This window comes from Calditerricola yamamurae, from assembly GCF_054654135.1.
In genome coordinates this window covers 569,357-593,472 of the sequence record NZ_BAAIFH010000004.1, presented here as the reverse complement: position 1 = coordinate 593,472, position 24,116 = coordinate 569,357, and the positions used below count along the sequence as shown (strand labels likewise).

The following is a 24,116-nucleotide window of genomic DNA, read 5'->3' as shown; positions in this document are numbered from 1 at the left end:
GAAACGCCGCGGCATGTTGCCGCGGCAATGGGGCCGTTAGGCGGGGCGGTCGGGCGTTGTGGCCACCTGTTGGTGGCGTTTCTGGACAACTTGCACGGCCCACAGCCCGCCAAGCACGGCCAGGCCCACGGTGTCGGTCGCCAGGCCCGGGACGATCAGGGCCAGTCCGGCGCCGATGGCCAAGAGGCGCTCGATGACGTGAAGCGGGCGCAGCCAGTACCCGATGACGCCGGCCCCCACGCCGATCATCCCTACAAAGGCCGTGATGGCGACCCACAGGGCCTCGGGGAGTGTCGTATTGATCAGCAGCATCTGCGGCGAAAAGACAAACACGTAGGGCACGAGGAAGGCGGCGATGGCCAAACGCACCGAGTCGATTCCGGTACGCAGGAAGCTGGCCCCGGAGATGGCCGAGGCGGCGAAGGCGGCCAGCGCCACCGGGGGCGTGATGTCGGCGAGGATGCCGAAGTAGAAGGCGAACATGTGGGCAGCCAGCACTGGATAGCCCAGCTGGACGACAGCCGGGGCGGTCATTGTCGACGTGATGATGTAGTTGGCCGTCGTCGGCACGCCCATGCCGAGGACGAGGGAGGCGACCATCGTGAAGAAGAGGGTCAGGATCGGGATGCCGCCGGACAGCTCCACCAGGCTGCTGGCAAATTTGAGGCCGAGGCCGGTGAGCGTGACGACGCCGACGACGATACCGGCCGTTGCCGTGGCGGCGACCACGCTGAGGGCTGCCCTGGCCCCCTCGGCCAACGCGAGGACGATGTCCCTCAGGTTCATCCGTGTCTCTTTCCGCACGGCGCCGACGGCAATCGTCGCCACGATGCCGTACAGGGCGGCCCGTTCCGTGGACGTGCCGCTCATCAAGAAATAGATGATGACGGCGATGGGCAAGAGCAAGTATAGCTTTTTCAGCACCTCGCGGCGGTTGGGCAATTCATCCTCGCGGAGTCCGCGTAACCCCGTTTTGCGCGCTTCAAAATGGACCATAATCCAGATGCCGGCGAAATAGAGCAGCGCCGGGATGGTCGCGGCCAGGGCGATCTCGGCGTACGGGACGTTTGTCGCCTCGGCCATGAGGAAGGCCGCCGCGCCCATTACGGGCGGCATGATCTGGCCGCCGGTGGACGAGGCTGCTTCCGTGGCCCCGGCGAAGGACGGCCGGTAACCCAGGCGCTTCATCATCGGGATGGTGAAGGCCCCCGACGTCACCACGTTGGCGACCGAGCTGCCGCTGATTGTTCCCTGGAGCGCGCTGGAGAAGACGGCCACCTTGGCCGGACCCCCCACGCGCTTGCCGGCCAGCACCAGCGCCAGGTCGTTGAAATAGGCACCGACACCGGTCCGCTCCAGGAAGACGCCAAACAGGACGAAGAGGAAGATAAACTTTGCCGATGCGCCGAGGGGAACGCCGAGAATGCCTTCCGTGGTGTACGCCAGGTGGTTGATCAGGCGCTCAGGGCTGATGCCGCGGTGGCTCAGAAAACCCGGCATTTCCTTTCCGAACAGGGCGTACAGCACAAACAGCGTGGCGATGATGACAATTGGCCATCCGACTACGCGCCGCGTCCCTTCCAGAACCAGCAGAAGGGTGAGGAGGCCAACGGCGTAGTCCAGCGTGGTCAAGCTGCCGGCCCGCTGGGCCAGTTCATCAAAAAAGGCCAGCCAATAGATCCCGACGGCTAGACCCAGAAGGGCCAGGAGCCCGTCGATCACCGACATGCCGGCGTTGGCGCGACGCCGCGAGGGCGAGAACAGCAAAAAAATCAGTCCCAGCGCGAAGGCCAGATGTAGCGCGCGATGAACCTGTGCCGGCGGCGGCGGAACAATGGCCGTCACCACTTGGTATACCGAAAACCCGACGGCCAACAACGTGGCGGCGCGTGCCACCCAACCGGAAAGTGGTCGAAAGGCTTGCTCCCGATCGTACTGGGCCACCAGCTCCTGAAGGTTATTGGACGGCGGTTGGGGTTTCGTGTCCGTCATCGCTACCGATCACCCTCCACAGACGGTTTGCCAGTGTTTCCCGACGTACGGTGAGGCGCACCCATGAACCCGGAGCGGCGACGCGAGCCAGCGGAAATTGCCGCGGCCCGATACGGAGCGTGTGGTTGGCCACGTAGCCGATGCGCAGGTCGAGATGCGGAAGGGGGCGGTTGAGATGGGCGAGGACAAACCAGCCGTTTTCCATGGTGAAGGTTTGGCCCATTTCCACATCCGACGGCATGCCCACGCCGTAGGATTGAAATCGCATGGCCTCGAGAACGAGGATGCCGTCGCCGATGGTGTACGTTTCGACGACCGGCGTGCGATGGATGGAGTGGGTGTAGCACAGGGTGACCCGTTCCCCGTGCGACACGGGGATGGTGAGGAGCCGAGCCCCCGTCTCGCCGTCCGCTACGGTGAGTACCGGAAAGAGGGGCATGGCGGTCAAAGCCGCCACGGCGAGGAGCAGGATGGCCACCGCAAGGCGGCGTCGGCGAACGGACCGGATCGCTGCCATGACGCGTCGTCCTCCACGGGCTCATCGCCCTTGCGCGCACAAAAGGGACCGGGGGACGGTGCCCCCGGTTTTGACGCGCGGAGCGGTTTTCCTTCTCGGTTTACTGCTCCTTGCGGATGCCTTTTTCCTCGAAATACTTGGCCGCTCCCGGATGAACGTCGATGGTGAAGCCCTTGAGCGCGTCTTCCAGCTTGATCTCCTTCGCCTTGGCGTGGAAGCTTTCCAGTTCCTTCAAATTGTCGAACACGGCTTGGGTGATCGCGTACACGAGCTGTTCATCCAGCTCACCGCGCGCGACGAGCATCGACTTGACGGCCACTGTTTTCACGTCTTGGTCTTGGCCTTTATACGTGCTTGCCGGAATGACCTGCTCGAAGTAGAAGGGATACTTCTCGGTTAGGGTTTGGATGTGGGCATCGTCAAGGCTCAGAACGCGCACGCCTATTGTCGTGGCCAGCTCCGAAACGGCCGACGTCGGCGCTCCTGCCGTCACGAAAGCGGCGTCGAGCATGCCGTCCTGCAGGCCGCTGGACGATTCGGCGAAGGACAGGCGCTGCACCTTGATGTCGTCAAAGGTGAGGCCGTACACTTCGAGAATCTGTTTGGCGTTGAGTTCGGTGCCGCTTCCCGGCGCCCCCACGGAAACGCGCTTGCCTTTCAAGTCGGTTACCGATTGGATGGGGCTGTCGGCGGGAACGACGATCTGGATCGTTTCCGGGTACAGCGCGGCGATGGCTTTCAGGTTTTGGATGGGTCCGGCATTCTGGAACATTTCCGTCCCTTTGGCGGCGTAGTCGGCGATGTCCGTTTGCGTGAAGGCAATGTCGACCTGCCCGTCTTTCAGCAGGCGCAGGTTTTCCACCGAGGCGCCCGTCGTCTGGGCCGTGGCGTTGATGCTTGCCTTCTCCAGAAGTTTGGCGATGCCGCCGCCCAGCGCGTAGTAGGTGCCGGCTGTACCCCCGGTGGCAATATAGAGCTGGTCCGGCTTTTCCCCACCCTGTCCTTCTCCCCCTTGTGGGGTCTCTCCGGTTTGGGAAGCGGTGCCGCAACCGGCCAGAACCAGGAACAGGGCAACGGGGACCAGGAACCAGCGAAAGCGTTTCCATACCATGTTGACCACCTCCCACAGGTTATTGGAAACATTCGAGAAAATCTTAATCGAATCAAGGGAAAAAATCAAATCCTGTTTTTTTGGACATAAATGGAAAGATCAGGAGGGATGCCCGTGTTTCGACAAAAAAGTTTTGCTGTTTCTGGCGGCAAGCTTTACGTGGTGGCCACGCCCATCGGGAATCTGGACGACATTACCTACCGCGCGGTGCGCGTGTTGCGCGAAGTGGACTGGATTGCCGCGGAAGACACCCGGCATACGCGCAAGTTGCTTGCCCATTTTGGCATCGCAACTCCACTCGTCAGCTGCCACGAGCACAACGAGGCGGCGCGGGCGGCTGAGCTGGTGGCCCGCTTGCAGAACGGGGAATCGGGCGCGTTGGTGAGTGACGCCGGCCTTCCGGGCATTGCCGATCCCGGTTCCCGGCTGGTGCGTGCGGCTGTAGAAGCCAGCATCCCGGTGGTGCCCGTGCCGGGCGCGAGTGCAGCTTTGGCGGCCCTTGTCGTGTCGGGGCTGCCCACCAAGCGGTTCCGCTTTGTCGGATTTCTGCCCCGCCAAAGCCGTGAACGCGCCCGCGTCCTGGACCGCCTGAAAGGGGCCACGGACACGCTGCTGTTTTACGAGGCGCCACACCGCCTGGCCGAGACCCTGGAAGCCCTTCTCGACGTCCTGGGTGATCGCCGTGCGGTCTTGGCACGTGAGCTGACCAAGGTGCACGAAGAGATTGTGCGCGGATCACTCACCGAAATCCTGGCCCTGGTGCAGGCGGAAGGGATCCGCGGCGAATGCACGCTGGTGGTCGAGGGAGCGGGCGAAGAAGGCGAAGCGGCACCGGAGGACGTGTGGTGGGAAGGACTGTCGGTGGCCGACCATGTGGCGGCATACGAGGCGAGGGGCTTTTCACGGAAGGAAGCGATGAAGGCCGTGGCTCGCGATCGCGGCGTGTCAAAACGCGAGGTGTATGCTGCGCTCCTTGAGGAATAAGGCGACTTCCAACAAAAAAAAGAGCCTTCGGCGACGGAATCCATGCGATGAATGAGGCCCGTTCACGTCGTCCGAAGGGTTGGTGTGACCATTCCTGCTGATTTACCGCCTTCTGGATTGCGCACGTGCACGCAACCGTTCCCTCGCCGCTGTTCTTACTTGGCGACCGCGGCGTACATTTCTTCCGCACAAGGCCGGCAAATCACTTTGCCTTTGTAGTGGGTGACGTTGTCGGCGTTCCCACAGAAAATGCATGCCGGCTCATATTTTTTGAGGATAATCCGCTCCCCGTCGACATAGATCTCGAGCGCATCCTTTTCCCCGATGCCCAGCGTGCGGCGCAGCTCAATCGGGATCACGACACGCCCGAGCTCGTCGACTTTGCGCACAATACCGGTGGACTTCATCATGCTCCTCCATCTCCCTTCGCGGTTTTCTCGTCAAAATTCGACGTTTGTCTGGTTTTAGCATACCAGCCATTACCATGCAAGTCAATGGCTGTTCTGGAGCGTGTAAAGTTTCAGTAGGAACACGGTGAGGAAAAAACGAAAAGAGACCTCACCGCAAGTTGTCTGGCCAGGCAACTTGCCCCGACACGAAGTCGAGGAGGCGGTGAGGTCTCATGGAATGGATTCGCGAAACCGCGCAAGAAATCCTCCTTCTTGTGCAGGAAATGGCTGACCTCCTGAAGCAAAGCCCGGATTTTGAGGCATTGGAGAAGGGCATCTACCGGCTGGTGCAGCAGGCAACCCTCCGGCTTTTGCAGGCGGCCTGTGCGGAGTTGGATCAACAGTTTATGAAAAACCGGGATCGGAAGCATTTAAAGATCGTGCATCGCAAGGAGCGCACGGTCCTGACGCCCTTTGGTGAGGTGCGTATTGAGCGGCGGTACTACGTGGACCGGGAAAGCGGTCAGGGCCGGTACCTTCTGGATGAGGCGCTGGGCTTGGCACCACGCCAGCGGCTTTCGCCGTGGGCAAGACAGTTGGCCGTAGCCCTGGCGGTGGAGATGCCGTATCACCGGGCAGCGGAAGTGCTCAAGCACGTGACGCTTGGGAATGTGGACATCCGGGCCATGAGCATCTGGCAGGAGGTACAAAAGGCCGGTAGGGAATTGGGGCAACAGATCGAACAGCGGCGGCGGGATGTGTTTGAACGGGGCGTAAGCCCCAAAGGGCAACGAAAGAGCTCGGCAGTGTATGTGGAAGCGGATGAGGTTTGGGTACCAGCCCGGCGTTCGGAAGGGAAGCGGGCAACGATTCCCGTCAAGGTGGCGGTGGCCTACGAGGGAAAAGGGGACGTTTCGGCCCAGCGGCGTCGTTTGCAAGAACGTTGTGTGCATGCCGGTGTAGCAGAAGGGACGACCTTTTGGGAAGAGTGCGTGGCGAAGTTTGGTGAACATTGGGATTTCGGCGCAGTGGAGCGATGGTATGTGGGGGGTGATGGAGCGGCGTTTGTAAAAGAAGGGTGTGCGTATTTTCCGGGAGCGCAATACCGGCTCGATCCGTTTCACCTTCGTCGGAACCTGGTGGAGAGTCTTCGACATGACGAGAAGGCGTATCGGGAGGTTTGTGCTGCGCTGTCAACATCCGATTGGGAAGGGGTTGAGCAGGCTCTGAAAGCAGCCGAACATCGCAGCCGCGGGGCACAGCGGCAGCGTGTGGTTCAGTTGTGGCGCTATTTGCGGACGAACTGGGAAGGCATTCGGGAGTTGGGAGAGCCCGTGCGATTAGGGGCGATTGAGGGACAAGTGTTTCATCACATTGCACGGCGGATGAAGCGTCATGGAGCGCGTTGGAGCGTCGAGGGGGCCGGCCGGTTGGCGCGGCTTTTGGCGTCGCGGGCAAATGAGGAACTGGCTGAAGTGGTGAAAACCAAGTGGACAGCCCAACCGGAAAGAATGAGCCATGTGTTTGGCAAAGGAGCGGCGGAGGAAAGGGAAAAGAGTTGGAGAGCAGACATAGAGGGATGGCTGCGCGCAAGGATTCCGGCCCTTAACGGGCCTGGATCCGGTGCGCCTTGGGTAAAGTATGTGCTTCGTGAGCTTGTGCGGGCGATTCCAAGAAGGGTGTAAACCGATCACTCAAATTTTTGTGTCGGGGTACCTACTGAAAGTTGACACGCACGCTGTTCTGCTCAATTACCGCCTACTGGCGGGTTTTTTTAGTATGATTATAAGAGAATGGACGGACAACCACAAGGAATTCTGGGAGGTTAGGAAGATTTTTGTGGCACGTTTCGCAGGATTTGATTGAACGGTTGCGCGACGTTGGCGAACGGTTGAGCCAGCGGTACCGGCGGTGCGACGACAGGGACAAAATTCGACAAAAGGTGACAACAACATACGGCGATATTCGACGTCTTTCGCCATTTTCCTCCTCCGCGTTGGCGGAGTGGACACAAGGACGCCCCCTGGTGGCGGTCGATGGATCGGTCAACAGCACCGGGGGCACGCCGCCGCATACGCTGGTGTGCTTTCAGGCCTTGGCCAAGAGTTCCCACGGCGCCCAGCATTGGGAGGCAGACGTGCGCACGCCGCTGCTGGAGGAGGGGGACCTGTGGTCCAAGGATGAGGGGCGCTGGCGCAGCCGCGTGTTGGCCGAGCTGGAACTGTCGGTGGCGCGGAAGGCGGTCGAAGCCGACCGGCCGCGCGCGGTGCTGATGGACGGCTCGCTGTTTCACTACCACCTTGACGCCCCCGATGCGTGGGCGGCCTTAAAGGAAGCCGTTCTCGAACGGGATGTGCTCCTCATCGGGGTCAGCGAAGAGATCGGCACGACGGATGTGGCGCGCACGTGCGTAGGGGGTCAGGCCCTCGGGCGGACCGACCGCGAAGTGCTTTATGGCGTGCTGGAGCCGGGCGAGTGCTTTTGGGTGGACAACCTGGGGCGCAAGCAAGGTTTTCGCACCGTGTTCGCCCGCACGTCCCATCACCCGCAGTGCATTGGCATCGATTTGCTCCTTGAGCAGCGTCACGCCGCCCCCGACGCGGTGCGCCTGGTGATGACCCTCACCCCTTCGGAGGGGCGTGGCATTCCCCTGTGGCTGGACATCGTGGACCGCGATGTGCGTATTACGGACAAGTTGGTGGAGGCCCTTGTTGACCAATACCTGGACCCGGCGGTGAAACGGCTCGTACTTTCGCCCAAGCGGCGCGAGCGGCCCTATTGAGGGAGACGGGCCTCCGGAAAGGATGGCGGAGCCTTCGCGGGAGGAGGGAACGGCATGCACGTCGTCGGGGTGACGACGCAGCAGCAGGTGTTCGTTGCGGCAAAGGACCGCAAGTTTCGCATCAACGAAATCCTGGTGATCGAGGATCCCGACCTCGGCTATCCCAAGGGCGAGGTTGTGGAAACGTACGCCTACAACCGTTCCATTCCGATGGGGTTTGACAAGGCGCTGGTGGATGAAGAAGTGCTGGAAGCCCTGAAGACGATCGGCTACGACATCGGTGCCGACGAAGTGAACCTGGCCAAAGTGCGCCTGTTTGAGGAAGCGGTGCAGCCCATCCGCACCGGTGTCCGCGTGCGCGAGCCGGCCTTTTCTGAGGTGCGGGACATGCTCGTCAAGGCGGATCCGGCGTCGGGCATGGTTCTCGGCGTTATCCGTAGCACGGAGCCCCTCGCTGCCACGCTGGAGCCCGAGCTGCGCGATTTGTTCGTGCTGGGGGAAGGGGGGCGGGTCATTCCCCAAAATGGCGTACCCTTCATTTTCGACATCCGCGCCATGCAGCAGTATCCCCATATCGGCATCTTCGGCGGGTCGGGATCGGGCAAATCTTTCGGGCTGCGCGTCATGCTGGAAGAACTGATGAAGCTGGGCGTCCCCACCCTGGTGTTTGACCCGCACTACGAGATGGACTTTTCCGAGCGCGACGAGCGGGTCCCCGACGCGCCGACCTATGCCGACAAATTTGTCGTGGTCGGCATCGGCCGTGACGTGGGCATCGATTTTTCCACCCTGACCACCCGGGAAGTGGAGAACCTGCTCGGCGCGGCGGGCGCGCTGACCGATGCCATGGCCAATGCCGTGCAGACGCTCCACCGGCGAAGGGACAGCGTGGAGTCCTTTGAGGCCCGCGTCAGCGCCTTGGCCGAGGCGTTGGAAGAAGGGCGACAGGGCCTGGAGAAGCGTCTCAAGGCGGAGGAAGACCCGTTGGCCCGCGAACGCCTCGAGGATCGGCTGCGGCTCCTCGCGGAATACGGCAGCCTACCCCTCGCCTCGGTGCGCGGGATCCTGTGGCGGCTGTGGCGGCTCAAGCAGGCCGGGCTGTTTGCCCACAACATCGCGCCGATCGAGCGGGCCCTGACCGCCGGCAAGCTGGTCGTCGTGCAAGGGCCGCTGTGGGTGCTGCAGGTGTTTGCCTCGTCCGTGATCAGCACCCTTTACCACCGCCGGCGCGACTGGCGCGACGCGCGGCTCAAGCAGCGCCAGGCCCCTTACTTCCCGCCCTTCGTCATCGTGACCGATGAAGCCCACAATTTCGCCCCCAAGGGTGCGGAAAAGCCAGCCAAACCCATCCTCACGGAAATCGCCCAGGAAGGCCGCAAATACGGCGTCTTCCTTATCCTGGCCACGCAGCGGCCGACACTTCTCGACGAGACGATCACCGCGCAGCTCAACACGAAGGTGGTCTTCCGCACCGTGCGTGGGACCGACATCGCCACCATCCGCGAGGAGACCGATCTTACGCCGGAGGAAGCGGGGCGTCTGCCGTACCTGCGTTCGGGGGACGCCTTCGTCTCGTCGGCTGTGTTCGGGCGGACCCTTCCGGTGCGCATTCGCCTGGCGCACACGAAGAGCCCGCACACGGTCAACCCTTTCGACGAGTTGGACGAAATGCGGGCGCGGGAAGACGAGGCGCTGGTAGACCTGCTGCTGCGCCACGTGCCCATTTACGAGACGGCGCTCATGGATGTCCTCCTCGACGTCAACAAGACCCTCGGCGTGTCATGGGACGTGACTCGGCTGAAGAGCGAGTTGGACCGCTTGGCCCAGGCGGGGAAGATTCGCAAGCTCTCTACGCCCTTCTGCGCGATGTACGATCGTCCCAAGGCGTAGAACCAGGCGCCGGGAGCCGGCGTGCGGCGTGCCGCCTCCACGCGCCTCTCGCGTCACCGGCTCTAAGTCAATAACTGTGGATGGGAGGTCAACCAAGCCAAGGGTATAAAAGCGAGGAGCATCTTTCGCACATAGATCTCACGGTTACGGAAGCCGTAGCTGATTCGTTTGAGCAGCTTGATCTTGGTGTGCACGCCTTCCGTGTAGCCGTTCGAAACACGCCAGGTGTGGTAAGCCAGAATCGCCTCGCGCCAGCGGCGGAGTGTGCGTCCCCACTGCAGGAGCGCGGCATCGCTTGCCGACTGGGTCTCAAAGATCACGCGGTCCAGGATGGCTGCGGCTTCGTCTCGATTGGAGGCGCGGTAAACGTCTCGCAGCTGCTCCTTGACCCAGTGAAAGTGGGCCACGTTCTTGTGATGCTTCCGAATGGCGGCAAGCTGGGCAGCTTGGCGTTCAGTGAGATCGTCCTCGTTCTTCAAAAGCGGCCAGCGCCTCAGGCGCACCCCGGTCACCTGCTGTTCCACAAGCCGTGCTTCGTCAACCCGACGATTCGCGTCCTGGATGACGTGAAACGGATCCGCCACGATGACAGCGCCGGGCAAAGCGCGCTTCACGGCATGACGCCAAGCATCCTTCAGGTCGATGCACACGGCCCGAATCCGCCGACGAACCGTCTCCGGCAGCTGGCGCAAAAAGCGCTCCAGTGTTTTCATGCGGTCATCCGGCAAGATGGCCAAAAGGCACCGTTTTGGCCACACGCATGTGACCGTAACCATCATGTCACGGCCACGATAGCTGTGTTCATCAATGCTAAGCACGAAGGCATCGACATCCCGGAGGGCTTCCTCGAGATTTACCTGCTGGCCTACGTACCGAAGGAGCAGACGGCGCAAGGTGCTGCTGCTTGTTCCGCTTTCCTGGGCGGCACGACGGAAACTGCCTGCTTTCAGGCGCTGGAGCAAAAGGGCTTCGGCCCGTTCGGTCCTGCGTGCCCAGGGGCGAATACCAGGAAAGCGTTCGGTGAACACTTTTCGACAGGCCGTGCACTGGAAGCGCCGGGGACGTACCCAGAGGTAAACCGGTTTCTCGTTGCACCAGGTGTGCAGCTTTCGTTTCCATTCGCGCGCACGATCGTAGACGCGGCGTGTCAGCTGTCCACAATCCGGACACCGCGCTTCCTTACGCGGCCGACCGGCGTAGATGTGAATACCATCGGATTGATGCACGATACGGTAAACAATCCACGATTGTAAGCCGAACATTTCTGCGGTAAGCTTGTTCATAGGCGGTCGCGAGCCTCCTTCGGGATGTGGTGCGCTTAACTATCCCTTGGCTCGTCGACCGCCTTTTCCTCTTAGTTCCCACACTTTTTAGCGTAGAGCCCGCGTCACCTTGACAGCGTGGCCACTGCTGGTGTACTGTACTGGATAAGTATGGGACAGGTGGTTTTTCGGACAAACGGCATACGGTGATCGTCGAGGATGGGGAGAGTAGCTGCGCATGGCCGATTCCAGAGAGCCGGGTGGGGTGAGAGCCGGTATCGGACGGCGCGGCGAAGATGGCCCCGGAGACCCGCTTTCGACCCCTGGCGTAAGGCGCCCGTACCTGTGCGCGGCGCCGGCGCGAGGCTGAGGGAGCGGCGCGTCCCGCGTTATGGGAGGCGTGCGCGGTAGGCGCACGCACCGAGCCCGTGCCCTGCGAAGGGACGGGGAAGTTGGGTGGTACCGCGTGAGGCCAATCGCCTCTCGCCCCAATGCCGGGGTGAGGGGCGTTTTGTTCGTTTGCCCCGCAATCACATTGCGCCAAGGAGGGAGTGTTATGGGAACGCGACCCACCTTTTACATTACGTCTCCCATCTATTACCCGAGTGACAAACTGCACATCGGCAACGCCTACACGACCATCGCCGCCGACGCCATGGCCCGCTACAAGCGGCTGCGCGGCTATGACGTGTTCTACCTCACCGGAACCGACGAACACGGGCAGAAGCTGCAGCGGCGCGCGGCGGAAGAAGGGAAACAGCCTCTGGAGTTTATCGATCCGCTGGTGGACTGGATCAAGGACCTGTGGGCGAAGCTCGACATCGCCTACGATGACTTTATCCGCACGACCGAGCCGCGCCACAAGAAGGTGGTCCAGCGCATTTTCCAGCGCCTCCTTGACCAGGGCGACATCTACCTCGGCGAGTACGAGGGGTACTACTGCGTGCCGTGCGAATCCTTCTGGACCGAGCGCCAGGCCAAGCGCGAGAACGGATACTTCTGCCCGGATTGCGAACGCGAAGTGAAGCTGGTGAAGGAGAAGTGCTACTTCTTCCGTATGTCCAAGTACCAGGACCGTCTTCTCCAGTTCCTCGAAGAAAACCCGGATTTCATCCAGCCCGAATCGCGGCGCAACGAAATGATCAACAACTTCCTGAAGCCGGGGCTGGAGGACCTGTGCGTGTCGCGCACGACCTTCGACTGGGGCATTCCCGTGCCCAGCGATCCCGAGCACGTGATCTACGTCTGGATCGACGCGCTGACCAACTACATCTCGGCCATCGGGTACCTGTCTGACGACCCGGAGGAACGGGAGAAGTTTGCGCGTTACTGGCCGGCTGACGTGCACCTGATCGGCAAAGACATCCTGCGCTTCCACACCATCTACTGGCCGATCATCCTCATGGCGTTGGGCCTGCCGCTACCGAAGAAGGTGTTCGGCCACGGCTGGCTGCTCATGCCCGATGGGAAGATGTCCAAGTCGAAGGGCAATGTCATCGATCCGAAGTTTCTGATTGATCGCTACGGGTCCGATGCCATCCGCTACTTCCTGCTGCGCGAGATTCCCTTCGGCCAGGACGGCGTCTTTACGCCTGAGGCCTTCCTCCAGCGCCACAACTTTGACCTGGCCAACGACTTGGGCAACCTTGTGTACCGTACGGTGAGCATGATCGACAAGTATACCGGCGGCGTCATCCCGGAACCGGGTGAGGCGGCACCCGTCGACGACGACCTGCGCCAGACGGCCCGGGCCGTCGTGGCCGATGTGGAACGGGAAATGGATCAGATGCACTTCTCCACCGCTCTGCAGCGCATCTGGGACCTGGTAGGCCGGACGAACAAGTACATCGACGAGACGATGCCGTGGGTGCTGGCCAAGGACGAGGCGCGGCGCGGGCGGCTGCATACGGTGCTCTACAATTTGGCCGAGAGCATCCGCATTGTTTCGGTGCTCCTGCAGCCCTTCCTGACCAAAACGCCGCCGAAGATCTGGCGCCAGCTGGGGATCGCCGAGCAGGCCGAGGTGTTGACGTGGGAGAGCACCTACGAATGGGGCCGGCTGCCGGTGGGGGCGCGTGTGATGAAGGGCGAGCCGCTCTTCCCGCGCCTGGACATTAAAGCGGAAATCGCCGTCATCGATGCCTCGACGGCCGAGGCGCGCCGGCGGGCCGAGGAAAACCGCAGGAAGCTGGAGGCGGCCAAGGCGGGGACGGCCGGCGGTCCGGAGGTGGGAAGCGGTTATGCCGCCCCGGGTGCAGCAGGAACGGGTTCTGCGTCGGCGGACGCCGCCGGAGCGGCCGAAGTGACCGTGGAGCAGTTTTTCCAGACCGATTTGCGCGTGGCCGAGGTAAAAGCGGCCGAGCGGGTGCCGAAGACGGACAAGCTCCTCAAGCTGATCCTCGACGTCGGTGGCGAGACCCGACAGGTCCTCTCCGGCATTGCTCAGCGCTACGCACCGGAGGAGCTGGTCGGAAAGAAGGTGGTCTTGGTGGCCAACCTGAAGCCGGCCAAGATCCGCGGCGAATGGTCCCAGGGCATGATCCTCGCCGCCGATGGCCCGGATGGCCCGCACGTCTTGTTTGTTGATGCGGCTGTGCCTAACGGGGCGAAGGTGAAATGATCGGGGAGGGGACGGCTGTGCTCATCGACACCCACGCCCACGTCAATGACGCGCAGTTTGACGCCGATCGCGACGCTGTCCTTGCCCGGGCCCGGGAAGCGGGGGTGGCGCGGATGATCATCGTCGGCTACAACCGCGCCACGATCCCGTCGGCCCTTGCGCTGGCCGATCGCCACGAGGACCTCTTCGCGGCGATCGGCTGGCATCCCCACGACGCGGCTGCCTGCACGGAGGAAGACCTGGCCTGGGTGCAGCGTCTGGCTCGCGAGCACGGCAAGGTGGTGGCCATCGGCGAGATCGGTCTCGATTACTACCGAGACGGAGCGCCGCGCGATACACAACAGGCGGTGTTCCGCCGACAGTTGACCCTTGCCCGGCACCTCGGCCTTCCGGTGATCATCCACTGCCGCGACGCGTATGCCGACGTGCTCGAAGTGCTGCGCGAGGAGGGTGCCGATGAAATCGGCGGCGTTATGCACTGCTTCACCGCCGATTGGGAGACGGCCAAGGCGTTTCTCGACCTCGGCTTTTACCTGGGCATCGGCGGCGTCGTGACGTTCAAAAGTGGCGAGGCGGTGCGAGAGGTGGCGCAGAAGGCCCCCCTCGACCGGCTGCTTCTCGAGACCGACTGCCCGTACCTGGCCCCGGTGCCCCACCGCGGCAAACGCAACGAGCCGGCGTACCTCCGCCACACCGCCGAGGTGGTGGCCTCGGTGCGGAGCATCTCCGTGGAGGAGCTGGCCGCCGCGACGACGGAAAACGCCGCACGCCTCTTCCACCTGCCCTGAATCGACGGCGGTGGCCCGGCGAAAGCCGGCGAACCGGGTCGGTCCGTGGCGAGTGATGAAAAAGCAAGAAAAAACGCCTCTTCCCCTCCAATTGCATGCTACATGGATGTAAATTTGACAAATCCACCGTTTTGCCCTACAATGGCCTTACGTTTGAGGGGGAGGGGATATGGATGAAACTGGCATTCCTCCGCGGTGCCAGTTTTCCCGGCCGTACTCCTCGCGTAGTCGTATGGGGTTGTATTGTTGTTGTCGTCATTGCTTTGCTAATGGCCATGGGCTTTGCGCGTAGGTCCGCATCGGAAACGATTTCGGTTACGCTCTTGGTTGATGGTCGGGAAAGGGTGGTACGTACGGAAGCCGATACCGTGGCGCAGCTTTTGCGTGAACAGGGGGTGGCGGTCGGGCCGCGGGATCGCGTGATGCCGGCGACCGACACGCCACTTTATCCGGGGCTGCGCGTGTCGGTGGAACACGCGCGCCAGCTTACGTTCCGGGTCGGATCGACCACGTTTCACCGGGCCGTGGCGGCGCGAACGGTTCAGGAGGCGCTCTTGGAAGCCGGCGTCACCCTGGGGCCGCTTGACCGCGTGAGTCCGGGGCTGCGCCAACCGGTCGCGAGCGGACTGGTCATCACCGTCACCCGCGTGGAAGAGCGTTTGGTCCAGGAAGAAAAGGTGTTGAAGCCCCACGTGGTGAAGACGGCCAGCCATGACCTGCCCGCTGGCGACCAGCGTACGGTTCGGGAAGGGAAAGCCGGCAAGGCGGTCCTCACCTATCGCGTCCGCCTGGAAAACGGGGTGGAAGTGGCGCGCGATCTGGTCGACCGCGATGTGCTGGCGGCACCGCAGCCCACGATCATCGCCGTTGGGACGCTTCGCGGCATTGAGCGGAATGGGGTCACGTTTATGCCGCGCCGCGTGTTGCACAACGTCGTGCTGACCGCTTATGGTCCCGGCGTGGCCCACACCGGAAAGGGGCCGGATCACCCCTTGTATGCTATCACCGCTATGGGCACACGGGCCAAGGAAGGGCGAACCATCGCCGTCGATCCCGCCGTCATCCCCCTCGGCTGGTGGGTGTACATTGAGGGGTTGGGCTTTCGCCGGGCGGAAGACACCGGCGGCAGTGTGAAGGGAAAGAAGATCGACGTATATTTCGAGACGGATGCGCTCGCCAACCGTTTTGGCCTGAAGCGGGGGCATACCGTGTACGTGATCGGTCCGCAGCTGCCGCGGGGCGCTGCCGGCCCGTGACACGGCCGGGTGTGAGAACACGGACGTGCAGCCGCTGGGCGGGAAAGCCAGGCCGCTTGGGAACGGGAGGAGCCAAGGTTGATTCGGGAAATCATTGTGGTTGAGGGGCGTGACGACACCGCCGCCGTCCGGCGTGCGGTGGCGGCCGATACGATCGAGACGGGGGGATCGGCGCTTTCGGAAGAGGTGATCGCGCGCATTCGCCTTGCCCAGGCGACGCGCGGCGTGATCATCTTGACCGATCCCGATTATCCGGGCGAACGGATCCGCCGCATTCTGAGCGCGCGCGTTCCCGGGTGCAAGCATGCCTTTTTGTCCCGAGAAGAGGCCAGCAGGGACGGGAAGATCGGCGTCGAGTACGCATCCCCGGAAGCGATTCGCCGCGCCTTGGCCGCGGTCCAGACTGAGATGCCTGAACAGCCCGAGTCGATCACCTGGGAAGACCTGGTGGCGGCGGGCTTGTGCGGTGGTCCGGAGGCGCGTCGGCGCCGCGAAGCGATGGGCCGCCTCCTCGGCATTGGCTACGCCAATGCCCGACAGTTTCACAAGCGGTTGCGCGTGTTCGGGGTTTCCCGGGAAATGTTTTACTGTGCGTTGCGCGAGGTGGAGGAAGGGCACGCCGTGGCGGGAGTTGGGAGAGACGACATGGGGGAGGGCGACGGGGAAACGTGACCGAGAAGGAGATCGCCTCGCCCGCGCAGACGCGCGCGATTTTGTCCGCCCACGGCGTGGTGCCCAAAAAGAGCCTCGGGCAAAACTTTTTGGTCGATCGACGCGTGCTCGAACGCATCGTTGCAGCGGCCGAACTGGATGGCGAGACGGCGATATTGGAAATCGGTCCGGGGGTAGGCGCGCTGACCGCGTGTTTGGCACGGGTGGCGGGCAAGGTGGTCGCCGTGGAACTCGACCAGCGGCTGCTGCCTGTGCTGGCGGAAACCCTTGCCCCGTACCCCCAGGTCACCGTCGTCCACGGCGATTTCTTAGCGCTCGACCTGCCCGCGTTTTTCGCCGAGCACTTTGCCGGATGGGCCAAGCGGGCCGTGGTGGCCAACCTCCCGTATTACGTCACCACGCCGATTTTGTTTACGCTGATCGAGGCCCGGGATGAGGTGCCGCTGTTTGTGCTGATGGTCCAAAAGGAGGTGGCCGCGCGGCTTGCGGCCCAGCCGGGAAGCAAGGACTATGGGGTCCTCACCATCGCCGTTCAGTTTTACGCCGAAGTGGACTACGTGATGACGGTACCGAAGCATGCCTTTGTGCCGCGTCCCCAGGTCGACTCGGCCGTGGTCCGCATCCGCTGCCGTCCGGCCCCGCTGGTGGACGTTCCCGACGAGAAGCTGTTTTTCCGCGTCGTGCGGGCGGCTTTTGCCCAGCGGCGCAAAACGATTTTAAACAACTTGGTGCATAATTTAATTGAGGGGGGAAACCGCGCAACCGCGTTTGCCCTGTTGGAGGCGGCCGGCATCGATCCGGATCGCCGGGCGGAGACCCTCAGCATTGCCGAGTTTGCCCGGTTAACACACCGTGTGCACGAATTGACGACGCGCTAGGGGGATGGCCGTGCGCTTCATCAGCCCGACGCGGGGGCCGCTGTCCATCGAGCAGGTGGTTGTCGACATCCGCCGATACATCGAGGACGCGCCCCAAGCAACCTACAAGCTGGTCATCGGCACCGATTCGCAGACGGATGCAGACAAGACCGTGTTTGTCACGGCCATCATCGTGCAGCGGGTTGGGCGCGGTGCGCGCTTTTACTACGCGCGGCAGGTGGTACCGCCCATCGTTGACCTGCGGCACCGCATTTACCGGGAGACCGAGATCAGTCTGCGCACGCTGGAGGCCCTGCAAGGGGCCGGCCTGTCGACTATCGGGGCCGACTTTCCCATCGAGATCCACTTGGATGTCGGCCAACAAGGGGAGACGCGCCTGGTCATCCAGGAAGTGGTCGGCTGGGTGCAGGCGGTGGGCTATACCGCGAAGATCAAGCCCGACGCGTACGGGGCCAGTGCCGTAGCCGATCGGTTTACGAAATAGAGAGACTTTCTGTGTTTAGAAAAATGACCAGAATGCGGATGGTTCACTGAAACATTCGCTGCCCGCACGACGCGGATTTCCCGGTTTCGCACTCCGTCGGCAAAAGCCGACGTTTTTTTTTTAAGTTCATCCGTTGACAATCTCTTTGTCCCGTTGCTATAATATGCACTTTTATTGACATACTAGGGACTGCGTGCTATAATTCACGAGTGAGGTGGTCGCGATGGCGGGAAAAAACGCGCTGCTCGACATCCGGCGGGCGCTCGAAGCCCACATCGGCCAACGCATTGTGCTCCGGGCCAACGGCGGCCGCAAAAAAACGATCGAACGCACGGGGATCTTGGAGCAGACCTATCCTTCCGTGTTTATCATCAAGCTGGATGAAGACCGGCACGCCTTCAAGCGGGTTTCCTACAGCTACACCGACATCCTCACGGAAAACGTCGAACTGACCGTTTGTAAGGATGGGAAAGACATCCGGATCACGTACCCCTCGCAGTAGCCCGTCGGGTTGCTGCGCGTTTTTTTGCGCATACTAGGTCTACCGGCGGCGCAAAAGGAGGCGTTTGGCCATGCCACGCAGGCGTCGCGGCGTCATGTCCGAGGAGCTGAAGCTGGAATTGGCCAAGGAACTGGGCATTTACGACACGATCCAGCGCGAAGGATGGGGGGCCATCACCACCCGTGATGCCGGGAACCTCGTCAAAAAGGCGATCGAAATCGCCGAACGCGCGCTGATCGCCCGTCAGCAGGGTACCGGTTCATAACGCCGCCGGCAAGCCGGGGATTGTTTCCCCGGCTCAGACTGCAGACAAACTCCCTCGGTGCCAACGCAGCCGAGGGAGTTTTCTTGTCGTCTGTGAACAATAAAGAGAAGAAATTAAGGGCATGGCGCCCTGTTTTTCCTAACCTCCATAACCAATTCGCCAGCTTTTTTAAATTCATGCAAGCAAAAACAAGCATCGCCTGCATTGTCACTTTTTCCAACCCACGTAAAGTGGTCCAACGCAAGCCATGCTTCTCCTTGAGATCCGCAAATACACGCTCAATCGTTTCCTTTCGGCGTGCATATAGGCGTTTATTCACTTCTGTATGGCGCAAGTGCTCCACTTCTTCCATGTAATGGGCCCAGATATGGCGGCTCACACGCTTAACCGCGTCGTGGCTTTCTGTGCACTGGGAGCGGAATGAACAAGATCGACAGGTCGTGGCATCGGAACGGTAGATTCTGTAACCCTCACGGGTCGTGGTTTCGTAGGTAAGCACTTGTCCGGCAGGACAAAGATAGCAATCGTAGTACTCATCGTACACGTAATCTTGCTTTCGATACCTTCCGTCTTTTGTGTGGGGACGGGTATACGGCATGACCGGACGGACCTGTTGGTCCAAGAGGTACTTGCTGATATAGGGTGTTTTATACCCTGCATCCACCGCGACAGCGCTGGGTTTTCCGACATGCTTGACGGCTTGCTCGAACACATCCGAAAAGACCTGACTGTCATGAACGTTGGCGGCCGTGACGACGGCACTGACGACAAAGCCGTTTTGGTCGCTGGCCGCATGGAAGGAGTAAGCGAACGTCTGTTCCTTTTCGTTTTTGACAAACCAGCCGCTGTCCGGATCAGTGGTGCTTTGCTTCACCTCCTTCCAGACGGCTTTAGACTTTTTTGGCAACGGCTTTTTCCCATGCGCTACGCGGTCCTGGTTGATTTCCTCTTCCAGAAGTTCTTGATATTTTTTTCCTTCTTCCTGAACGAGCCGCTTGATGAATTTTCTCTTGTTGGCGTTGGCTTTGACATGGGTGGAATCAATATACAGAACGGAAGGGTCCACAAGCCCGTGATGGCAGGCTTCTTCGAGAATGCGCGTAAAGATCTTTTCAAACAGGTCGGTACCCTTGAATCGGCGGACATAGTTTTTTCCAAACGTCGTGAAATGGGGAATGGGCTGGGTGAGATCGTATCCCAAAAACCACCGATAGGCGAGATTGGTTTCGATTTCCTTGATGGTTTGACGCATGGAACGGATGCCGAACAGATACTGGATGAGCACCATTTTGATGAGGACAACGGGATCGATGCTGGGTCTTCCGTTGTCTGGGCAATAACGATCTTCCACCAGGTCATAGATAAACGAGAAATCGATGGCGTTTTCGATTTTGCGGACCAGGTGATCCTGAGGAACCAATTCGTCCAACGAAACAACGGTAAGCTGGTAACGGCCTTCGGCCGACTGTTTTCTCAGCATGTGGCCACCTCTGCATGATGGGATAAGAACTCTATTCGACAAAAAAGCGTGTAGACCTTGTACCTCCCGGTACTTTGTCTACACGCTGAGCCGGGGATTGTTTCCCCGGCTTTTTTTGCGTTAAAATAGACGAGTTATGATGGGCGAGAGGGTGACGTGCCGTGATCATGGTAAAAGCGCCGGCCAAAATCAACCTCACCCTGGACGTAATCGGCAAACGGGATGACGGCTATCATGAAGTCGAAATGGTGATGACCACCATCGACCTGGCGGACCGCATTGACGTGACCTTAACGGACCAACCGGACATTGTCGTCGACTGCTCGACAGCCTATGTACCAACCGACGAGCGCAACCTCGCGTATCGGGCGGCGGTCCTGATGAAGGAAACCTACGGCATTCGCCAGGGCATCACCATCCGGATTGACAAGCGCATTCCCGTCGCCGCGGGGCTGGGCGGGGGCTCGAGCGATGCGGCGGCGGTCATTCGCGCGCTGGATACGTTGTTGGGGCTGAACTTGTCGCACGACGAAATGGCCGCCCTTGGGGCGCGGATCGGCTCCGACGTGCCGTTTTTCGTGTACGGTGGCACGGCCGTGGCCCGGGGGCGTGGCGAGCGAATCGAGCCGGTGTCCCCGCCGCCGCCGTGTTGGGTTGTGCTGGCCAAACCACCCCTGGCCGTTTCCACGGCTGATGTGTACCGTGCCTTGCGTCTGGACGCCATCGCGCAGTCCCCGACGACGGCGGCGATGGTGGACGCGCTGAACCGGCAGGATTTTGCCGCCGTGTGCCGTTCCCTCGGCAACATGCTGGAGACGGTCACCTTCTCTCTGCATCCGGAGGTGCGCAAGCTGAAGGAACGAATGCTGGCGTTCGGAGCCGAGGGGGCGCTCATGTCCGGCAGCGGGCCCACCGTCTTTGCCCTCGTGCGACAGTTCTCCCGGGCCCGCCGGATCAACAATGCCTTGCGCGGCTTTTGCCGCGACGTGTACCTGGTGCGCCTGCTGGGCGATGCGCGGCATCGCCCGTGACACTCTGGCGTTTGGGGGATCGGGCCATGTCCAAAATCCGACGGAGTGCACGAATCGTTGACATAACACACGAATTGCTCACGCGACCGCACACCCTGATTCCGCTGACCTTTTTCGCCGAGCGCTACGAAGCGGCCAAGTCGTCCATCAGTGAAGACTTGGCCATCGTGAAGGAGGTCTTTGAGAAGAACGGCATCGGCCAACTCTTGACGGTTGCTGGCGCGGCGGGTGGTGTCAAGTTTATCCCCTACCTGCCCAAGGAACGGGCGCTCGCGGAGATCCGCGCCATCCTTCGTCGCCTGGAAGATCCGGATCGCCTCCTGCCCGGGGGCTACCTCTACATGACCGATGTGCTGGGGGAACCGCAGACGTTGCGCCAAATCGGGTATATGTTTGCCACCGTCTTCGCCGATTGCCAGGCCGACGTGGTGATGACGATGGAGACGAAGGGCATTCCGCTGGCCCATGCCACGGCGGAATTCCTGAACCTCCCTGTGGTGGTCGTGCGCCGCGACCACAAGGTGACGGAAGGGTCGGCGGTCAGCATCAACTACGTCTCCGGTTCCTCGAAGCGCATTCAGACGATGTCCCTCTCCCGCCGGGCCCTGTCCGAGGAGGCGCGCGTGCTGATCATCGACGACTTTATGAAGGCAGGCGGCACCATCCGGGGGATGATTGACCTGCTCCAGGAATTCCAGGCCCACGTGGTGGGCATCGGCGTGTTTGTGGAAAGCGCCTATGCCGAGGAGCGCCTGGTTGACAACTATGTTTCCCTGGCGCGCCTGACCGAGGTGGACGTGCGCGAGCGCCGCATTCGCCTGGAGCCGGGCAATTATTTCGCGTGACGCGGCGCGCGGCCGCGGCCGGTCCTTGACAGGCGTCTGGTGTGCCGTTACCTTTCGGAATAAACGCATCAACCAAGGAGGCGGGATCCATGAAGCACATCCACACGGACAAGGCCCCGGCGGCCATCGGCCCCTATGCCCAAGCGGTCCGGGTGGGCAACCTGCTGTTTACCTCGGGCCAGATTCCGCTTCGGCCTGACGGCACACTGGTCGAGGGGGACATCGCCGAGCAGACGAGACAGGTGTTGGAAAACCTGCGTGCCATTGTGGAAGCGGCGGGCGGAACCCTCGCCAATGTGGTGAAAACGACGGTCTACCTCCGGGACATGAACGATTTTGCGGCGATGAACGAGGTGTACGGGCAGTACTTTGGGGAGCACCGCCCGGCACGCTCGACGGTCCAGGTGGCGCGCTTGCCCAAGGATGTGGCGGTGGAGATCGAGGCGATTGCGGTGTTGGCCGAGTGAAAAAGCGAACATTTTTCGACACGGGCAGGAATGCACGCCGCTCACGGAGAAGGACATAGGGACACGAATTCCCCGACCAAGGTGGTGAGCGGCGTGGAAATTACCGATGTGCGGCTGCGGCGCGTCTCGGCGGAGGGGCGGATGAGGGCTGTGGCGTCGGTCACGTTCGACAACGAGTTTGTCGTCCACGACATCCGCGTGATCGACGGCAAGGATGGGCTGTTCGTGGCCATGCCCAGCAAGCGGGGCCCGGACGGGACCTATCGCGATATTGCGCACCCCATTTCGTCGGCCACGCGTGCCAAAATCCAGGACGCCGTGCTGGCTGCGTACGCGCGCCTGGCGGCCGAGGACGAACAGGATGGACGGCAGCAGGCGGGTGCGTAACCGTGGCGGGAGGACTTCGGGGGAAGTCCTCCCTTTTCGTTTGGCGCGGCGTTCGTTGAAAACGTTACCCTTGAAAAGGGGGGCGCTTTCCGATATAGTCAGATTGAATCGGGACAGAAGGAGGACCGGACATTGACAGCGACCTACGCGATCGTCCTGGCGGCAGGCTTGGGCACACGGATGAAATCGAAGCGGAGCAAGGTGATGCACCCGGTCTGCGGCAAGCCAATGGTGGGCCACGTCGTCGATGCGTTGACGGCGTTGGGCGTGGACGACATCGTGGTCGTCGTTGGGCACGGTGCCGACGCGGTGCGGGCCTACCTGGGCGACCGCGTCCGGTACGCGGTGCAGGAAGAGCAGCTCGGCACCGGCCATGCCGTCCGGTGTGCGGCGCCGATCCTGGCCGAGCGGGAGGGCACAACCTTCGTCCTGTGCGGCGACACGCCGCTGCTTCGCCCCGAGACGCTGGCGGCGATGCGCAAGGAACACGAGCGCAGGCAAGCGGCCGTTACTCTGCTGACCACCACGGCGGTGGATCCGACAGGGTACGGCCGCATTGTACGAGACGGCGCCGGGGACGTGGTGCGCATTGTGGAGCACAAGGATGCCACCGAGGAGGAGCGGCGCATCCGCGAGATCAACACCGGAACCTACTGTTTCGATAACCGCAAGCTGTTTTCCGCTCTCGAGGAGGTTACCAACGACAACGCCCAGGGCGAATACTACCTGACCGACTGCGTGGCCATCTTGCGTCGCCGCGGGGAGACGGTGGCCGCGTGGCACACCGACGACGAAGAGGAGACGATCGGCATCAACGATCGCGTAACCTTGGCCCGCGCGGAGGCCGTTTTGCGTCGCCGCATCAACGAGGCGCACATGAAAAACGGCGTGACGATTGTCGATCCGGCCACCACGTACATCGAGGCCGGCGTGAGCATTGGCCGCGACACGGTGATCTTGCCGGGCACGCGCCTGGCCGGCGAGACCGTCATCGGGGAAGATGCGGTGATCGGGCCGTATACGGAGGTCATTGACAGCCACATCGGCCGCGGCGTGGTGATCCGTCACTCGGTGGTGGTGCAAAGTGCGGTGGCCGACGGCGCCGAGATCGGTCCCTTTGCCCACCTGCGCCCCGGTACGCGCATTGGCGAGGGCGTGCGCGTGGGCAACTTTGTCGAGGTGAAGAACAGCGTCATCGGGCCGCGTTCGAAGGCGGCACACCTGACGTACATCGGCGACGCCGACGTAGGGGCCGACGTCAATTTCGGTTGTGGCAGCGTTGTCGTCAACTACGACGGCCGCACCAAGCACCGCACGGTGGTGGAGGACGGCGCGTTCATCGGCTGCAACACGAACTTGGTGGCCCCCGTGCGCGTTGGCAAGGGGGCCTACACGGCAGCGGGCTCGACGATTACCGATGATGTTCCCGACCACGCGCTGGCCATCGCGCGGGCGCGCCAGATCAACAAGCCGGAATACGTAAAAAAATGGAAATCAGAAGCGTGATGGAGGGC

General features: G+C 61.8%; 23 protein-coding genes. 17 read left to right on the top strand and 6 right to left on the bottom strand.

All coding sequences use genetic code 11. The features are described from left to right. Nucleotides 1-36 precede the first annotated feature (36 nt). From ACYQ0Z_RS04390 to ACYQ0Z_RS04380, 3 genes are all read right to left on the bottom strand, one after another. Entirely contained in the window at nucleotides 37-1,992 is a 1,956-nt protein-coding gene (locus ACYQ0Z_RS04390) for a TRAP transporter permease (RefSeq protein ID WP_459864716.1), read from the bottom strand. Further along, complete coding sequence (locus ACYQ0Z_RS04385; RefSeq protein ID WP_459864714.1) at nucleotides 1,958-2,509, bottom strand: DUF1850 domain-containing protein; 552 nt, start codon at nucleotides 2,507-2,509, stop codon at nucleotides 1,958-1,960. The genes ACYQ0Z_RS04390 and ACYQ0Z_RS04385 overlap by 35 nt, the downstream gene beginning before the upstream one ends. Nucleotides 2,510-2,609: 100 nt before the next feature. Then, nucleotides 2,610-3,620 (bottom strand): TAXI family TRAP transporter solute-binding subunit, encoded by a 1,011-nt coding sequence (locus tag ACYQ0Z_RS04380; RefSeq protein ID WP_459864711.1) that lies wholly within the window; start codon nucleotides 3,618-3,620, stop codon nucleotides 2,610-2,612. Nucleotides 3,621-3,728: 108 nt separating this feature from the next. Here ACYQ0Z_RS04380 and rsmI point away from each other — a divergent pair, with 108 nt between their 5' ends. Beyond that, entirely contained in the window at nucleotides 3,729-4,604 is an 876-nt protein-coding gene (rsmI, locus tag ACYQ0Z_RS04375; protein WP_459864709.1) for a 16S rRNA (cytidine(1402)-2'-O)-methyltransferase, read from the top strand. Nucleotides 4,605-4,759: 155 nt separating this feature from the next. On the opposite strand, the gene ACYQ0Z_RS04370 is transcribed toward rsmI, so the two are convergent. Then, nucleotides 4,760-5,014 carry an AbrB/MazE/SpoVT family DNA-binding domain-containing protein gene (locus ACYQ0Z_RS04370; protein ID WP_054669696.1) on the bottom strand — a complete coding sequence of 85 codons (255 nt, stop codon included), beginning with the start codon at nucleotides 5,012-5,014 and terminating at the stop codon, nucleotides 4,760-4,762. 212 nt (nucleotides 5,015-5,226) lie between these two features. On the opposite strand from ACYQ0Z_RS04370, the gene ACYQ0Z_RS04365 reads away from it, so the two are divergent. From ACYQ0Z_RS04365 to ACYQ0Z_RS04355, 3 genes are all read left to right on the top strand, one after another. Next, on the top strand, nucleotides 5,227-6,678 hold the full coding sequence (locus tag ACYQ0Z_RS04365) for an ISLre2 family transposase (RefSeq protein WP_459864706.1): 1,452 nt from the start codon (nucleotides 5,227-5,229) through the stop codon (nucleotides 6,676-6,678). A 341-nt stretch (nucleotides 6,679-7,019) separates the two neighbouring features. Then, nucleotides 7,020-7,775, top strand: coding sequence for a DNA double-strand break repair nuclease NurA (locus ACYQ0Z_RS04360; protein WP_459864704.1), 756 nt, complete (start codon nucleotides 7,020-7,022; stop codon nucleotides 7,773-7,775). Between the two features lie 54 nt (nucleotides 7,776-7,829). Beyond that, nucleotides 7,830-9,665 (top strand): ATP-binding protein, encoded by a 1,836-nt coding sequence (locus tag ACYQ0Z_RS04355; protein ID WP_459864702.1) that lies wholly within the window; start codon nucleotides 7,830-7,832, stop codon nucleotides 9,663-9,665. A gap of 62 nt (nucleotides 9,666-9,727) precedes the next feature. On the opposite strand, the gene ACYQ0Z_RS04350 is transcribed toward ACYQ0Z_RS04355, so the two are convergent. Further along, nucleotides 9,728-10,948: an ISL3 family transposase gene (locus tag ACYQ0Z_RS04350; RefSeq protein ID WP_459864700.1), complete on the bottom strand. Its 1,221-nt coding sequence runs from the start codon at nucleotides 10,946-10,948 to the stop codon at nucleotides 9,728-9,730. Nucleotides 10,949-11,483: 535 nt separating this feature from the next. Between ACYQ0Z_RS04350 and metG the strand changes: the two genes are divergently transcribed. The 8 genes from metG (at nucleotide 11,484) to ACYQ0Z_RS04310 (ending at nucleotide 18,392) form a co-directional block, all read left to right on the top strand. After that, entirely contained in the window at nucleotides 11,484-13,547 is a 2,064-nt protein-coding gene (gene metG / locus ACYQ0Z_RS04345; protein WP_459864698.1) for a methionine--tRNA ligase, read from the top strand. Between the two features lie 17 nt (nucleotides 13,548-13,564). Further along, nucleotides 13,565-14,335: a TatD family hydrolase gene (locus ACYQ0Z_RS04340; protein ID WP_459864696.1), complete on the top strand. Its 771-nt coding sequence runs from the start codon at nucleotides 13,565-13,567 to the stop codon at nucleotides 14,333-14,335. A gap of 95 nt (nucleotides 14,336-14,430) precedes the next feature. After that, nucleotides 14,431-15,591, top strand: a complete 1,161-nt coding sequence (locus ACYQ0Z_RS04335; protein ID WP_459864694.1) for a resuscitation-promoting factor — start codon at nucleotides 14,431-14,433, stop codon at nucleotides 15,589-15,591. Between the two features lie 78 nt (nucleotides 15,592-15,669). After that, on the top strand, nucleotides 15,670-16,263 hold the full coding sequence (rnmV, locus tag ACYQ0Z_RS04330; protein ID WP_459864692.1) for a ribonuclease M5: 594 nt from the start codon (nucleotides 15,670-15,672) through the stop codon (nucleotides 16,261-16,263). Next, nucleotides 16,260-17,141, top strand: a complete 882-nt coding sequence (gene rsmA / locus ACYQ0Z_RS04325) for a 16S rRNA (adenine(1518)-N(6)/adenine(1519)-N(6))-dimethyltransferase RsmA (RefSeq protein ID WP_459864690.1) — start codon at nucleotides 16,260-16,262, stop codon at nucleotides 17,139-17,141. Before rnmV ends, rsmA begins: the two co-directional genes overlap by 4 nt. Nucleotides 17,142-17,145: 4 nt before the next feature. After that, nucleotides 17,146-17,625 (top strand): ribonuclease H-like YkuK family protein, encoded by a 480-nt coding sequence (locus ACYQ0Z_RS04320; RefSeq protein WP_459864688.1) that lies wholly within the window; start codon nucleotides 17,146-17,148, stop codon nucleotides 17,623-17,625. Between the two features lie 223 nt (nucleotides 17,626-17,848). Then, nucleotides 17,849-18,127 (top strand): biofilm formation stimulator Veg, encoded by a 279-nt coding sequence (veg, locus tag ACYQ0Z_RS04315; protein ID WP_459864686.1) that lies wholly within the window; start codon nucleotides 17,849-17,851, stop codon nucleotides 18,125-18,127. 70 nt (nucleotides 18,128-18,197) lie between these two features. Then, nucleotides 18,198-18,392 (top strand): small, acid-soluble spore protein, alpha/beta type, encoded by a 195-nt coding sequence (locus ACYQ0Z_RS04310; protein ID WP_459864684.1) that lies wholly within the window; start codon nucleotides 18,198-18,200, stop codon nucleotides 18,390-18,392. Here ACYQ0Z_RS04310 and ACYQ0Z_RS04305 read toward each other — a convergent pair. Beyond that, nucleotides 18,328-19,872 (bottom strand): IS1182 family transposase, encoded by a 1,545-nt coding sequence (locus ACYQ0Z_RS04305; RefSeq protein ID WP_459864682.1) that lies wholly within the window; start codon nucleotides 19,870-19,872, stop codon nucleotides 18,328-18,330. The two genes, ACYQ0Z_RS04310 and ACYQ0Z_RS04305, sit on opposite strands and share 65 nt — an antisense overlap. 167 nt (nucleotides 19,873-20,039) lie before the next feature. Here ACYQ0Z_RS04305 and ispE point away from each other — a divergent pair, with 167 nt between their 5' ends. The 5 genes from ispE to glmU all read left to right on the top strand — a co-directional run bounded on the left by ispE (nucleotide 20,040) and on the right by glmU (nucleotide 24,108). After that, a complete protein-coding gene (gene ispE / locus ACYQ0Z_RS04300) occupies nucleotides 20,040-20,903 on the top strand; it encodes a 4-(cytidine 5'-diphospho)-2-C-methyl-D-erythritol kinase (protein ID WP_459865145.1) in 864 nt (287 codons plus the stop codon). Between the two features lie 26 nt (nucleotides 20,904-20,929). Further along, nucleotides 20,930-21,748 carry a pur operon repressor gene (purR, locus tag ACYQ0Z_RS04295; RefSeq protein WP_459864680.1) on the top strand — a complete coding sequence of 273 codons (819 nt, stop codon included), beginning with the start codon at nucleotides 20,930-20,932 and terminating at the stop codon, nucleotides 21,746-21,748. A gap of 89 nt (nucleotides 21,749-21,837) precedes the next feature. Next, on the top strand, nucleotides 21,838-22,215 hold the full coding sequence (locus tag ACYQ0Z_RS04290) for a RidA family protein (RefSeq protein ID WP_459864678.1): 378 nt from the start codon (nucleotides 21,838-21,840) through the stop codon (nucleotides 22,213-22,215). A 93-nt stretch (nucleotides 22,216-22,308) separates the two neighbouring features. Beyond that, nucleotides 22,309-22,602 (top strand): septation regulator SpoVG, encoded by a 294-nt coding sequence (spoVG, locus tag ACYQ0Z_RS04285; RefSeq protein WP_459864676.1) that lies wholly within the window; start codon nucleotides 22,309-22,311, stop codon nucleotides 22,600-22,602. 132 nt (nucleotides 22,603-22,734) lie between these two features. After that, nucleotides 22,735-24,108: a bifunctional UDP-N-acetylglucosamine diphosphorylase/glucosamine-1-phosphate N-acetyltransferase GlmU gene (glmU, locus tag ACYQ0Z_RS04280; RefSeq protein ID WP_459864674.1), complete on the top strand. Its 1,374-nt coding sequence runs from the start codon at nucleotides 22,735-22,737 to the stop codon at nucleotides 24,106-24,108. Nucleotides 24,109-24,116 lie beyond the last annotated feature (8 nt).